This is a genomic window from Streptomyces tubbatahanensis, assembly GCF_022699385.1.
Lineage (GTDB): Bacteria > Actinomycetota > Actinomycetes > Streptomycetales > Streptomycetaceae > Streptomyces > Streptomyces diacarni.
Genome location: NZ_CP093846.1, coordinates 489,738 through 503,298, shown reverse-complemented (window position 1 = coordinate 503,298; position 13,561 = coordinate 489,738). Strand labels below are relative to the sequence as shown.

At 71.2% G+C, this 13,561-nt stretch carries 10 protein-coding genes and 1 pseudogene; 5 read left to right on the top strand and 6 right to left on the bottom strand.

Annotated elements, in window-relative coordinates; all coding sequences use genetic code 11:
* Positions 1–5: 5 nt before the first annotated feature.
* A complete protein-coding gene (locus tag MMF93_RS02140) occupies positions 6–764 on the bottom strand; it encodes a S1 family peptidase (RefSeq protein WP_242749029.1) in 759 nt (252 codons plus the stop codon).
* 268 nt (positions 765–1,032) lie between these two features.
* Between MMF93_RS02140 and MMF93_RS02135 the strand changes: the two genes are divergently transcribed.
* Entirely contained in the window at positions 1,033–1,491 is a 459-nt protein-coding gene (locus MMF93_RS02135; protein ID WP_242757194.1) for a DinB family protein, read from the top strand.
* Positions 1,492–1,512: 21 nt separating this feature from the next.
* Here the strand turns inward: MMF93_RS02135 and MMF93_RS02130 are convergent, their stop codons facing one another.
* The 4 genes and pseudogenes from MMF93_RS02130 to MMF93_RS02115 form a co-directional block, all read right to left on the bottom strand.
* Positions 1,513–1,683, bottom strand: coding sequence for a hypothetical protein (locus MMF93_RS02130; protein ID WP_242749026.1), 171 nt, complete (start codon positions 1,681–1,683; stop codon positions 1,513–1,515).
* Positions 1,684–2,187: 504 nt separating this feature from the next.
* A pseudogene (locus tag MMF93_RS02125) lies at positions 2,188–3,033 on the bottom strand (SigB/SigF/SigG family RNA polymerase sigma factor); the annotation flags it as partial.
* 132 nt (positions 3,034–3,165) lie between these two features.
* Positions 3,166–4,221, bottom strand: a complete 1,056-nt coding sequence (locus MMF93_RS02120; protein ID WP_242757192.1) for a Ppx/GppA family phosphatase — start codon at positions 4,219–4,221, stop codon at positions 3,166–3,168.
* A gap of 325 nt (positions 4,222–4,546) precedes the next feature.
* Positions 4,547–7,456 carry a penicillin acylase family protein gene (locus MMF93_RS02115; RefSeq protein ID WP_242749023.1) on the bottom strand — a complete coding sequence of 970 codons (2,910 nt, stop codon included), beginning with the start codon at positions 7,454–7,456 and terminating at the stop codon, positions 4,547–4,549.
* A gap of 330 nt (positions 7,457–7,786) precedes the next feature.
* Here MMF93_RS02115 and MMF93_RS02110 point away from each other — a divergent pair, with 330 nt between their 5' ends.
* The 4 genes from MMF93_RS02110 (at position 7,787) to MMF93_RS02095 (ending at position 12,244) form a co-directional block, all read left to right on the top strand.
* Positions 7,787–8,398 (top strand): TetR/AcrR family transcriptional regulator, encoded by a 612-nt coding sequence (locus MMF93_RS02110; protein WP_242749021.1) that lies wholly within the window; start codon positions 7,787–7,789, stop codon positions 8,396–8,398.
* A 79-nt stretch (positions 8,399–8,477) separates the two neighbouring features.
* Entirely contained in the window at positions 8,478–9,512 is a 1,035-nt protein-coding gene (locus MMF93_RS02105) for an acetylserotonin O-methyltransferase (protein WP_242749019.1), read from the top strand.
* A 326-nt stretch (positions 9,513–9,838) separates the two neighbouring features.
* Entirely contained in the window at positions 9,839–10,804 is a 966-nt protein-coding gene (locus MMF93_RS02100) for a glycosyltransferase family 2 protein (RefSeq protein WP_242749017.1), read from the top strand.
* A gap of 3 nt (positions 10,805–10,807) precedes the next feature.
* Positions 10,808–12,244 carry an alpha-2,8-polysialyltransferase family protein gene (locus MMF93_RS02095; protein ID WP_242749015.1) on the top strand — a complete coding sequence of 479 codons (1,437 nt, stop codon included), beginning with the start codon at positions 10,808–10,810 and terminating at the stop codon, positions 12,242–12,244.
* Between the two features lie 46 nt (positions 12,245–12,290).
* Here MMF93_RS02095 and MMF93_RS02090 read toward each other — a convergent pair whose 3' ends face one another.
* Positions 12,291–13,475 (bottom strand): acyltransferase, encoded by a 1,185-nt coding sequence (locus tag MMF93_RS02090; RefSeq protein WP_242749013.1) that lies wholly within the window; start codon positions 13,473–13,475, stop codon positions 12,291–12,293.
* Between the last annotated feature and the right edge of the window lie 86 nt (positions 13,476–13,561).

Genomic DNA, 13,561 nt, shown 5'->3' with positions numbered 1-13,561 from the left:
GAGGATCAGACGCCGGCGACCGACCGTATCCAGGAGCGGTACTGGGTCACGTTGGTGTACGCCGTGGTGGTCTGCCGGTCGCTGGTGGAGGCGACACCGACCTGGGCGCCGCCCGCCATCATGGGACCGCCCGAGTCGCCGCCCGCGGTGATGCCGTCACCGCGGCGGGCGCAGATCGCCGAGCCGTTGTAGGCGTCCCTGCATCCCCCGGTCACCACCACGTTGGCCACCTTCAGGTAGCGGGACTGGCAGTTGATCTCCTGACCGCACCGCGAGGTCGCGCCCCAGCCGTAGACCTGCACCGTCTGGCCGACCGAGACGGTGCCCGGGTCGCCGAGCGTCGCGTAGGTGGTCGAGACGGACCGGTCGAGGCGGACCAGCGCCAGGTCGGCGGACGGGTGGGTGCTCACCTGCGTACCGTTCGCCGTGGTGCCGCCACTCGTCTGGTCGAGGCTGCCGACGCGGAAGGACAGCGCGCCGCCGCTGACGCAGTGCTTGGCGGTGAGGATCCAGGTGGGGGCGATGATCGTCGAGCTGCACGTCTGCCTGCCGCCCGAGAACAGCCGTGCCGCCCACGGCCCGCTCTGTGCGTAGCCGCCGCCGATGATCGGCTGCGGCCCGTCCTGGAGACCGTGGGCCTTCGTCGCGACGGCGGCCCGCGCCCCCTCGTCGGGGGAGCGGTCCTCGGCCGCCGCGGCGGTTTGGAGAGTGAGAGCCGCGAGTAAGGCGGCTATGAGTGTGGGGAGTAGCCTGGTGATCCGCAAGGTTCCTCGTTTCCGACGACGCGCCTGTGTCCGGCGCGTGGAGGCCAGGGGAATACGGGCCCAGGATTCCGGAAACCGAGGAGAGGCGGGTAATACCGTTTTCCCATAACGCCGCGTTATGGGCCGGGGCTTGGGCGCCGCGGCCACAGCGGTGCTTCCGGCCGCGGTCGGCGGGAGACGGCGGCATTGACGCAGACGCGGATGAGGAGCACGGCCAGTGACCAGCCAGCCCCGTACGGGACCGCCCCGTTTCGGAAGCGAACGCGCCATGCTGCGGGCTTTCCTCGACTACCACCGCGCGACCCTCGCCATGAAGTGCGAGGGGCTGAGCGACGAGGAGCTGCGGCAGCGGTCGATGCCGCCGTCCACGCTGTCGCTGCTCGGACTGGTGCGTCACATGGCCGAGGTGGAGCGTGCGTGGTTCCGCCGGGTGTTCGAGGACAACGACGCGCCCATGGTCTGGTCCGATCGGATCGACTTCCAGGCGGCGTACGACGCGAGCGCGTCGACCAGGAACGAGGCGTTCGCGGCCTGGGACGCGGAGGTGGCCGTCTCGCGCCGTATCGAGCGGGAGGCGCGGTCCCTGGACCAGTCCGGGTATCAGCCCAGATGGAGCCAGGACGTGTCGCTGCGGATGGTGATGGTGCACGTGCTCTTGGAGTACGGCCGTCACAACGGACACGCGGACCTTCTGCGTGAGGGCGTCGACGGGACCGTCGGCGCCTGAGCCGCGGGGAGGCCGGTGAGGTCACTCGTCCGGCTCGCCGTACGCCTGCTCCTGGGCGTCACGGTCGGGGCGCAACGCGTCCCCCGCCTCGCCGGTGTGCTCGTCGTCCTCCTCGACGTGGGTCAGCGCCTCCCGCACTTCCTCCTCCGTCTCCTCCACCGCGGTGCGCGGGGCCTTGTCGTGCTCGTTCACCTGCGTACTCCTCTCCCGGTGATGCCGCCGTACGGTCCACCGCACGTCGCGTCGTACGGCGGACACCGGGTGCCCTGGCACGGGAGCGCGCATGCATGTGCCCGGAGGGCGACTGCTGCCCGAGCCGCGCTACCCCTTTCACCGCCGCCCTCGCGGACACGACGCGGCACCTGGCCGTTGCCGGGACTTCCCCGCGCGGGGCCGGTTGGCCGCCCAGTGCCGCAGGTCACCGAGGCCGTAGAGCAGTGCGTTGCCGCGCTTGCCCGACGCGGCGGGAAAGGCGGGATCGTTGGCGCGCGCCCAGCGCAGTGCCGCCAGCGTGGTCCCGGGCAGGTGCGCGGGGACCTGGCGCAGACCCACCAGGTCCCCCGCGTCGCGGGCGTCGGCGGGCGGCGCGTCGGAGGAGGGGACAGGCTCCCCGCGCGGGGCGGGCGCCGGCTCGGCCGCAGCCGGCGGGGCGGCGGCCGCCGAGCCGGTCTGGCCCGGCTGCTCGGTGGCCGCCTCTCCGGCGGGCGTCATGCCGTCGCGCAGGCGGCCGAGGAGCCGGTTCAGGAGGCGGGAGACGTGCATCTGGGTGACCCCGAGGCGTTCTCCGATCTCGGTCTGGGTGAGCTCGTCGACGAAGCGGTAGTGGAGGAGCTTGCGGTCGCGTTCGTCGAGGGCGGAGATGAGAGGGGCCAGGGTGTGGAAGTCCTCGACCAGCTCGAGTGCCGGGTCGGGGGAGCCGATGCGGTGGGCGAGGGCGGTGTCGTCGTCACCGGTCGAGGTGGTGTCGAGGGAGGAGGTGGTGTAGCCGTTGGAGGCCTTCTGCGCTTCGACGACCTCGCTTTCCGCCAGCGACATGAGCACGGCCAACTCGGCGACCGTCGGTTCACGGTCGAGCCGGGAGCGCAGTTCCTCGGCGGCGCGCACGAGTTGGGCGCGGGCTTCCTGGAGCCGGCGGGGGACGTGGACGGCCCAGGTGGTATCGCGGAAGAAGCGCTTGATCTCTCCGACGATGTAGGGCACCGCGAAGGTGGTGAAGGCCAGTTCGCGGGAGACCTGGAAGCGGTCGATGGCCTTGATGAGTCCGATGGTGCCGACCTGCACGATGTCGTCCATCTCCTCGCCGCTGGAGCGGAACCTGGAGGCGGCGTAGCGCACCAGGGACAGGTTCATCTCGATCAGCGTGTCGCGCACGTAGCTGTACTCGCGGGTGCCCTCCTCCAGCGCGTCCAGACGGGCGAGGAACTCCTGCGTCAGCGTGCGCGCGTCATGGGGAGAGACCTGGGCCGGATCCCCGAGCGGGAAGGAAGGACCGGCTTCCCCGGCCTCGATGCTCCCGCTGTCCGTAAGACCGGTCACCCTCATGGCTTCGCCTCCATACGCGTCCGGCTGGCCCAGGTCACGACTGTGTCACGACACCTGCCCACCGCGCGCCGTTGCATGTCACCCATCGGCGCGTCATCTTCCCGGCCCGCCCGGATCCGGCCACCCGGCCACTCACGGGTGAACCCTCTCGTACGTGCGCGCGGCGTCGCCCACGTGCTCGCCTCTGACAGCGGTGGCCCGGGCCGGCGAGCCGTCCGCGTGCCTCTCGTGCGGCACCCCGCCTTCCGGATCGCCCGCGGCGGCGGGCCTGGAGCCCTCGAGGTGTTCCAGGAGTACGCCTTCGCGCAGCGCCCACGGACAGATGAGCAACTGCTCCAGGCCGAGGAGACCCATCGCGGCGTGGGCGGTCACGGCGCCCGCCAGGATCTGTCCTGCGCGGGCCGGCGAGACCCCTGGAAGACGGGCGCGTTCGGCCGCGGGCAGCTCGGCCAGCGTCCCGATCTGCCGCCCGAGCCGGCCGCGGTCCAACCAGCGCGGCACGAAGGGGCCCTTGCGTCCCGGCGCGGCCCCGCACAGCCGGGCCAGTTGCTGGAAGGTGCGGGAGGTGGCCACGGCCGTGTGCGGCTCCTCCCAGCGGATCCGGGCGGCCACGTCGCGGAGCTGGTGTCTGACCTGGCGGCGCAGCGCCTTGACCGCGTCGCGCGCGGGCGGGTCCGCCGCACCGAAGTGCTCGCGCGTCAGGTGACGGGCCCCCAGCGGCAGGGACACGGCGAAGTCCGGGAGCCCGGCGCGTCCGAAGGCCACCTCGGCGGAGCCGCCGCCGATGTCGATGAGGACGAGGGAACCGGCGCGCCAGCCCATCCAGCGGCGGGCCGCCAGGAACGTCAGTTCGGCCTCCCGGTCACCGGACATCACCTGCAGGTCGATCCCCGCCTCCTCGCGCACCACCCGCAACACCTGTTCGCAGTTGGGCGCGTGGCGCACGATGGCCGTGGCGAACGCCATCAGCCGACGCACACCCCACCCGCGGGCCTCGTCCCGCGCCGCCGCCGCGGCTTCGACCAGCCGGGCGACCGCGTCACCTGGCAGCCGGCCGTCCTCGGCCACGTCGTCGGCCAGCCGCAGCGGGTACTTGACCGTGTGGAGGGGGAGGGGCGCCGCGCCGTCCGCGTCCGCGATCTCCAGCCGGACGGTGTTCGACCCCACGTCCAGCACACCCAGCCGCACGCCTGCCATCGCCTCGAGCCTCCTTGTCGGCACACACCGCGCGAAGGCTCGCGCGGATGACCGCGCAGGCAGTGGCCTGCCTCCCGGTACTCCTCCTCGTCCCGCAGGCCTCCCGGCCGCATCCCGCCGCCCGTCACCGCGCACTACGCACTACGCGCCCGTCACCGCAGGGTACTCGCTGGCCACCGGTACCCGTCCGTGCGGCCGCCATGCCGCCACGCCGCCAAGAGACGCTTCGGACCGACCCGCAGGCCGCGAGGGGGCCGGAGCACGAGGGAGGGGTACCGGGCCTGCCGGTACCCCTCCACCGCCGTGCCGCCTCAGTTCACCGGTGTGCGGGGAACTGCACCACCTGCTGGTAGGTCGGGCGGTTCTGCCAGTTGGTCAGGTCGTCGGTGATGCCGCCCAGCGGACGCTGCTGGATGGAGTCGGCGCACCACTGGTCGCCCGCCTCGCACACGTCGTCGCCCGGGTACGTCGTCTCCGCCGGGGTCTTCGCGGCCTCGGCGAGCGTGCTCAGCAGGGTCGCACGGCACTGTGCCACGTCACCCGCGCCGCAGAACTTCTGCGGTGCCGCGCCCGGTACCTTCTCGCCCAGGACGTTGCGCAGGTCCTTGTGCACGTAGGACCACCATCCGTGCTGGAAGGCCGAGCCTTTGTGGGCCACGCCGTCGCCGGGGGTGGAGGGCGTCTCGTCGACCTGCAGCGCGTTCGTCAGCGCGTCGTAGAGTTCCCCGCCCAGGGCGGGACGGAACGCGTCCTCGACCAGCAGCGGCCACCAGGCGTCCATCAGCCGGACTGCGTCGGAGTGGGCGTAGGTCTTGCTGCCCGGAGCGGTCTCCTTGCGCTCCGCACCGTCCTCGAGCCAGCTGCGGAGACCGTCGACGGCCTCCTTCTGGTCGGGGTCCGCGATCTTCTCGGTGTCGATGACCTTCAGCAGCTCGGGCAGTACCGCCTCGCCGCGCAGGTCGGTGACCGCCGCGTCCTCCATGGCGCGGGTCAGGGAGGCGCGCGAGACCTTCTTGCCGTCGCTGATCAGATCCTTGATCCGGCTGTCGAGGAGATCGCTGCGGTAGACGGGCCCGTCGCCGAATCCTGCCACCGTGTACCCCTTGGCGATCTTGTTGTTCCAGGACTCGTAGTAGTCCTGGTCGACGTCGTTGGGGTGCTCGCCGAAGGGCGTGTTCGAAACCGTGTTGGTCTCCGGGTCCCAGTCCCGCCACTCGGTCTTCTCGCTCGCCCTGATGGGCAGGTTCGGATCCACCCCAGGACTGCGCGTCGGGTTGAGACCGGAGTTGTAGTAGGCCGTGTGCTCCGCGTCGGCGTAGAACCAGTTGAAGGTGTAGCCGATCTTCGAGGCGGCTTTCTGGAAGCTCTCGGGCCCCGTCACCGCTTCGGGGTCGTTGAACATCTGGAAGCCGATCAGCGTGTCGACCTCGTGCCGGTAGGTGGAGCGCAGCGTGGTGTACGCGACCGGCTTGCCGTCGACGGTGGCCCGGTAGCGGACCACCCCGTACTTCGTCCGGTGCGCGACCAGCTTGTACGAGCCCTTCTTGGTGCCGTCGGCGATGGTCGGGCTCCAGGCGTTCTCGCGGACGAGCTTCTCCATCGGTGTGCAGGTGCCGTGGAACATGTAGGCGGTGGAGTTCTTCGTCGCGGGGCTGCCGTCGGTGTTGCACAAGTCGACGGCGTAGGTGTCGGTCATGTTCTGGTTGGCCGAGGTGGCGCTCCAGGCGTAGTCCTGGCCGCGCCCGAGCTGCACGTACAGGTTGAGCCCGGCGAAGGCGGCGCCGCGGGCGCTGAGTCCTGGGCCCTGGATCTCCTGGAGCATCAGCAACTGCGGCGCGAAATAGCCGGTCTGCGGGCCGAAGACGGCCACGGGGTTGCCGGTGTCGGTGTGCTTGCCGGAGACCACGAGGGCGTTGGACATGCCGTGCTTGCGCGAGAAGAGGTCCTTGGGAAGGACGCCGTCGGACAGCGTCCCCTCGGCCTTGGCCAGCTTCGGCTTGTGGCGGAGGTTGGCCTTCGCGGTGTCCGAGCGGTCCCGCGCCTCGTCGGCGGCGGCACCGCTTCCCTGGCCGCCGGTTCCCCCGTCGGCCTTCCGCTTCCCCTTCGCCTTCGCACCGTCCGCGGCCGATCCCGTGGGGTCGTAGACGACCTGCTGCTTGCTCACCGAGCCCGGATCGGGCATGGCGACCCCGTGCGGGTTCTCGGGGCTGGCCGCGTAGTCGAACCGCTGGCCGTCGTGGAGGGTGAGGTCGGCCTCCGGGTCGTTCTGCATCCGGAAGGCCTGGTAGACCTTCTCGCCCTTCTCCTTGCCGTACTTGTGCTGGGCGGCCTGCTTGACGAGGGCGGCGGCGACCTGCTCACCGCCGCCGGCGCCGAACAGGGCGCTGATGACGGTGCCGATGGCGACCAGGTCGGTGGGCTCGAACGGCTCGATCCCCTCACCTGTGAGGATGTTGGCGTTGCCGGTCAGGTCGTACTCGCCGGGGAAGTACAGCCCCTTCTTGGCGTCATCGATGTACCGGTTGAGCCCCTTCAGGTAGGCGGTGACGTCCTCGTAGGCCTGCCGTCCCCGCGGCCCGGAGTCGCGCACCCGGTCGACCTGTGCCTTCAGCTCGCTCTCCTTGTAGGCGCCGCCCAGGTAGAACTGCTGCTCCAGCTGCCGGTTGCCCTCGGCGCCGCCCGCGAAGGAGGTCAGTTGGCCGCGGCCGATGTGCCGGAAGACGTCCATCATCCACAGCCGGTCCTGGCCGGCCGCGTACCCGGCCCCGTACTCCGTGCCGGCGCGGGTCGTCCCCTTGATGTGCGGAATTCCGGCCGTGTCCCGGGTAATGGTGACGTCCTTGCGTCCGCCGGGGTTCTTCCGGCTCTCCACCTGGTCGTCGGGGACACCGAAGGAGGCGTCGTTGAAGAACGTGCTGAGCTTGCCGTTGGTCAGACCCGCGTAGTCGTCCACCAGGTCGGCGTACTTGCCCAACTGGTCGTCCGTGTGCTTGGGCTTGGCTCCGGTGATCTTGTTGAGGATGATCTGCGCCGCGGTGGCCGAGCCGTTCTGCCCTGGCGGCAGGATGTCGTGGCACTGGCCCTCGCAGTAGTCCGTCACCTCAGAGGACGTCGCGCCGGCAGGCTCCGGCGCGGCGCGCGCGGCGGGAGCGGCGACCGCGAGCGAGGGTGCCGCGGTCACCACCAGACAGGCTGCCGTGACCAGGCCGGTCCATCGTTTACGCATCTGGCGCTCCTCCAGACGATCGCTGCTCGACGGGGCGCGCCGCGAGGCCGGCCTGCCGCGTCCTGTGACCGGCACAGAATGCGGTCGCCGGATTATCAGGTCAACCGTCCCGGACGCTTGACCTGTCCAGGCGGTCTGACGGACCCTCAAGCTGCTCTCTGCCCGTATCCACCGCGCACAAATCGGGCTCCAGGCGCCCAAACCCAGGCAGCCCGCGCCCCGTTGAAGCCCGCCGTACGAGACCGCCCCCGGCTCCCCGCACGGCCTCCACGCAACTTTCACCGGCGCCGTCCGCGGCGAGCCGGCCCGGCCCCGAGGAGGAAGCCGACCATGGAACGGCTGCCGTCGACGCAGCGGCGCAGACAACTGGTGGAAGCGGCCATCCGCGTGATGACCCGCGACGGTGTCGCGCGGGCCACGACCCGCTCCATCTGCGCCGAGGCCGGCGTCTCGCTCAGCGTCTTCCACTACTGCTTCGACTCCAAGCAGGCGTTGCTCGAGAACGTCATGGAGACGATCACCGCGCACTCGGTCACGCCTGTCGCCGCACGCATCCAGCCCACCGACGACATGCACCAGAGCGTCAGGGCCGCGCTCGGCACCTACTGGGGCCATGTGCTCGCCCACCCCGACGAGCACATGCTCACCTACGAACTCACCCAGTACGCCCTGCGCCAGCCGGGCTTCGAGTACCTGGCAAGGCGCCAGTACGAGCAGTACGCCGCCGCCAACCGGAACCTCATCGAGCACCTGTGCGCGGACCTCGGCCTGCGGCTCCTCGTTCCACCCGAGACCCTGGTGCGCTACCTCGCCTCGATGATCGACGGCCTCACCCTCAACTACCTCGTCCTCGGTGACGGCGAGGGCGCCGCCGCCGTCCTCGACGCCCTCGCCGCACACGTCGTCTCTCTCCTGGCCCGCCGGGACACCCCCGAGCGCTGAGCCGCGTGTCACGGACGCCTTCGGCCCACCGCGGTCGGCGACGGTGGTGTGGCACACCCCCGAAGACAGGAGCGAACCGGTGACCTTCACCCCGGACGACCAGCCGACTGGCGTGCCCGTACCCGCGCCCGTCGGCCCCCTGCGCGACCTGATGTACGGGCACATCCACGCCTCGGCCCTGCGCGCCGTCGTGGAGCACGGGATCGCCGACCTCCTCGCGGACGGGCCCCGCACCGCGGAAGAACTGGCCGACCGCTCGGGCACCCGGGCCGATCCGCTGCGCCGGGTGCTGCGGCTGCTGGCCGCGCGCGGTCTCTTCCACGAGGAGAACGGCGCCTTCACCCTCACCGACAGCGGCACGGCCCTGCGCACGGACGTCCCCGGCTCACAGCACGCCCCCGTCCTGATGTTCACGGACGAGATGTTCCGCCGGGCCGCGGCCGGTATCCCCGGCGCCGTGCGCACCGGAGAGCCCGGCTTCGACGCGGCCTACGGCTGTTCCTTCTTCGACCACCTGGCCGCGGTGCCCGACAAGAGCCGGCTCTTCGACGCCGCGATGACCTCGCGTCCCGGCACCGTCAACGCACACATCACCGACGGCTACCCGTTCCCGGACAGCGGCACGGTCGTCGACGTCGGCGGCGGCAGGGGTGGTCTCCTGCGCGACCTCCTCACCCGCTTCCGCGGCCTGACCGGCGTGCTCTACGACCGGCCCGGGACCGTCGCCGAACACCTGCTGGACGAACCGGAGCTGGAGGGGCGCTGGAGCACCGAGGGCGGCGACTTCTTCACCGCGGTGCCCGCGGGCGGTGACCTCTACCTCCTCAAGAACGTCCTCCACGACTGGTCCGACGAGGACTGCCTGCGCATCCTCGGCGCCGTGCGGGCGGCGATGACGCCGGGCGCCCGCCTGCTGGTGATCGACGCGGTGCTGCCGGACGACGGCACCCCGCACCCCGCTCTCGACCTGGACATCGTCATGCTCATGGTTCTCAGGGGCCGGGAGCGCACCGCCGCGGACTTCCGGACGCTGCTGGACAGCTCCGGGTTCCGGCTCAACCGCATCGCTGAGACCCCGTCCCTCTCCTCGGTCATCGAGGCGGAGGCGGTCTGAGCCGCGCACACCCCTGTCCTGTGAGATGAATCCTGTGAGATGAATCTCGAAGAATTCACCGGAGAGCTGGGCAACTGGCCACGCTTGCGTCTTTTGCCGGGGCGCTTCGCATGCCGGGTTTTTCGTCGCTTCACTCAAGCCGGGCCGAAAAGCCACTCGCAGTGCTTACGCTGCTGCCGTGCATTTCTTGCCCGTTGTCCTTGACCAGGCTGCCGGGTTCCGCGTGCACCGATCTTTCTCTCCTTTCCGAGTTCACCACGAATTCACCGACCGTTCGCCGTGCGGCTCCTTTTCTCCGTCATTCCGCCCTGCCCCCTGGATTGCCCATGCCAAAGCTCACCGTCATCGTGCCGTGCTACAACGTGCAGGAATTCGCGGAGGACACTCTGCGGAGCCTCGCCAACAACGCGGACGCCGGTACGGAGTTCCTCCTCGTCGACGACTGCTCCACGGACGCCACCCCGGAGATTCTCGACGCGTGGGCACACCGGCTGCCCGGCGCCACCGTGCTGCGGCACGAGGTGAACAAGGGCATCGCGCAGAGCCGTAACAGCGGAATCGACGCCGCGCGCGGCGACTACGTCACCTTCCTCGACGGAGACGACTGGTACGGCCCAGGGCACCTCGCCGCACTCGTGCGCGCCATCGAGGAGTTGGGCTGCGACTTCGTCCGTACGGACCACGTGCGCAGCACCGGCACCGAACGCGTCGTGCGCCGGGCTCCGGCACCGGTGCGCGAGCGGGTGCTGCACCCCCGGGACGTGATCGCCCCGCCGCAGGCAGAGACGATGGTGGACTACCCGTTCGTGTGGGCGGGCGTCTACCGGCGCGAACTGTTCGCCGACGGCGCGCTGCGCTTCGACGCCGGCCTGCGCACCGCGGAGGACCGGCTGTGGACATGGCGGCTGCACCTGAAGGCCCGCTCCTTCGCGGCGAGTGGGCTGCTCGGCGTCTTCTACCGGCGCGGGGTGGCCACCTCCCTCACCCAGATCCGCGACGCCCGGCAACTCGACTTCATCCCCGCCCACGACGCCCTGCTCGCCGACCTCGCCGCCGACCCCGAGGGTGAGCGCTTCCTGCCCAAGGCGGTGCGGACGTACCTGGCGCTGCTCGCCTTCCACCTGGCCGCCATCCGGCGCTATCACGCCCCGGTCGCCAGACGTCTGAAGAAGATGGTGACCACCGCCATGCAGGGCATGCCCCAGGACGTGCTGGAGGAGACCCTTTCCGGCATGGACCACGCACGCGCCGACATGCTGCGACGCCACCGTTCCGCGCGAAAGGCGGCCTGAGCCGTGAGCACGTCTCCTCGCCACACCCGGGACAACCGGGCCCTTCGCCCCGTACAGCTCTTCGAGGTCTCCACGCTCTACGGTGCGGCGACCCTGGCCGCCTCCCTGGACGCGGGCCAGTTCGGGCCGCGGGAAGCCGCCCGCAGGATTCTCCTGGTGACCACCAACGCCCCCACCCCGGAGGCGGCGACCGGGCTCACCGCCATGACCGGCTTCGACCGCCTCGCCGAGCGGTTCGACGAGACCATCGACTGGAACGAGGCCATCCGCCCCTTCCACCCGAGCACCTGGGCTCCGCTGCGCGACGAATCCCCCGTGTGGGAGCGGATGTTCCGCCACACGTGGCGGCTCGGCGACGCGCCGGTCGAGCTGGTCGTGGAATCGGTCCACGTCAGCCCCGCGAAAGCGCTGGCCACGATCTTCAGCGGCAGCGCCGTCCACGTCTACGCCGACGGGCTGATGAGCTACGGCCCCACCAGGGAGCGGCTGCCCCAGTGGCTGGGCTGCCGGATCCAGCGGTTGCTGCACCTGGACCTGGTGCCGGGGCTGCGTCCGCTGCTGCTGGCGGAGCACGCCGTGCGGCCCGAGACCGTGCCGACCGACGCCTTCAGGGCGGTCCTCGGCGAACTGGGCGAGGCCGCCGCGGGACTGCCGGAGCTCGCCGGCGTCGCGGCCGAGGGACCGAGCGCCGTGCTGCTCGGACAGTACCTCGCGGCGCTGGGCATCCTCAGCCCGGAAGAGGAGGAGCAACTGCACGTGCGCATGTTGCGCGGGGCGGTCGCGGCGGGACACGAGTGCCTGGTGTTCAAACCGCATCCCACCGCTCCGGCCCGCTACTCGCACGTCCTGGAGAAGACCGCGGCGCAGGCGGGGGTGCGGCTGCACGTCCTGGACAGCCCGGTGCTGGCCGAGACCGTGTACGAACGGTGCCGCCCGAACCTGGTGGTGGGCTGCTTCTCGACCGCCATGCTGACCGCGGCCACCTGTTACGGCATCGGCATCGCCCGAGTGGGCACGACGCCGCTGCTCGACCGGCTGACGCCGTACCAGAACAGCAACCGCGTGCCGGTGACCCTCGTCGACTTCCTCGTCCCCGATCTGGAAGGCGGTGCGGCCGCCGACGCGGAGCACACGCCCGTCACGGGGCAGCGGACGTACGCGCCCGGCACCGGCGAGCGGACCGACGCACTCGCCGCTCTCCTGCGGACGGTCGGCTACTGCATGCAGGCCAAGCTCCACCCGCTGCTGCGCGAGGAGGCCATCGCCTGGCTCGACGCCCGCCTCGATGAGAACACCGAGCGCTACTTCAAGCGCCGCCGCCTCACCGCGCTGGCGCTCCCCGGAGGCGGAACGTCGGTCCGCGCCCGGCTGCTGCGCGGCAGCCCGTCCGCGCGCTGGGCGGCGCGCCGGATCCGCACCGCGCAGCGCGCACTGCGGTGACACGACAGGCCGGCAGGCCGGGCACGTCCCCGGCCTGCCGGCCCGCCTATCCGAGGTAGCGCCGCAACCTGAGCCGCCCCCACAGCATGCTCAGCGCGAAGGAGGGGACCAGCGTCACGACGGCCAGCGCCGCCGCGGCTCCGGCGGCGCCGAGCCCTCCGCGTCCCGCGGAGACGAACCAGGGCGCGACCGCGTTCAGTACGAGCACGTGGAACATGAAAGCGCCCAGCCCCGCGTCCGTCAGCTTGCCCAACAGGGGACGGATCCGCTCGGGGATCCGCACCCCGTTGACGGCGAACAGCACGCACACGCTCAGCGCGGCCACGAACACGCTGGCGTTCGGGATGACGAAGTGGATGCGGTCCTGGGACCACAGCACCGCGGCCAGCGCCGCCACCGCGCCCGCCGCCCACCAGCCGCGGTGCCTGCGCGGGGTGGCCGGCAGGCTGAGGAGCAGGGCGCCGACCACGGCGTAGACCAGCGCGTAGCTCCCGGGCTGCCAGCCGAAGCGCGGCACGTCCCACCCGGTGAGCCGGGTCAGGTCGCTGACCGCGGTGGGCCCCGCCGAGATGACCACCAGAGCCGCGACCACTCCCCATGGCCGCTGTCCGGCCTTGAGCAGCATCACCAGGCCCAGGATCAGGATGAGCGGGACGTGGGCGTAGAAGTACCACAGGTGGTAGGCGGGCTGGACGGTGCCGAACACGGCCTCCAGCGCGAGTTTCGACGTCGGTCCCTCGTTGGTGTCCCGCAGCCGGCCCCAGGCGAGATAGACCGCCGACCAGATGCCCACAGGCACGAGCATGCGCAGGGAGCGCCGGCGCAGGGTCCGGCCGCTGCGCGGGGGAGCGCCCACCAGCACGGCCCAGCCGGCGATGGCGAAGTACATCGGGACGGCCCAGCTGGTGACCGAGTCGAGGAAGAGGCCCGTCCAGTAGACCGCACGCCCGTTGTCTGCGCTCCTGTCGACCGCCTCCATGCACGCGCCACCGACGTGCCCGACGACGACCGAGCAGGCGCACACGACGCGCAGCAGGTCGATGTCGTACCGGTGGCCCTGGCGTGCCCCTGAGCCCGCCTTCCCGGGTCTGGTGTCACCCGGACTCGTATTCCCGGGACTCGCCTTTCCGGAAGCCGACTCGTCGGAAGCCGACTCGCCGGGAAGCGGCCGGAGTTCGGGTACGGCGGTTTCCGTTACCGCCGGACTCGGGGAGACGTTCTCAAGCGACATGGACCAGCCCTGTGCGTGCGAGGAATGTGCGCTACCTCGCCCGTCACAGGCGAGCAGACCAGCGCATCCTGCCACCCGTGTACGCC

Excerpts from the sequence above, each read along its gene's own strand:
- MMF93_RS02135 (WP_242757194.1), top strand. The coding sequence starts at position 1,033 with ATGCTGCGGGCTTTCCTCGACTACCACCGCGCGACCCTCGCCATGAAG.
- MMF93_RS02115 (WP_242749023.1), bottom strand. The coding sequence starts at position 7,456 with ATGCGTAAACGATGGACCGGCCTGGTCACGGCAGCCTGTCTGGTGGTG.
- MMF93_RS02110 (WP_242749021.1), top strand. The coding sequence starts at position 7,787 with ATGGAACGGCTGCCGTCGACGCAGCGGCGCAGACAACTGGTGGAAGCG.
- MMF93_RS02100 (WP_242749017.1), top strand. The coding sequence starts at position 9,839 with ATGCCAAAGCTCACCGTCATCGTGCCGTGCTACAACGTGCAGGAATTC.
- MMF93_RS02090 (WP_242749013.1), bottom strand. The coding sequence starts at position 13,475 with ATGTCGCTTGAGAACGTCTCCCCGAGTCCGGCGGTAACGGAAACCGCC.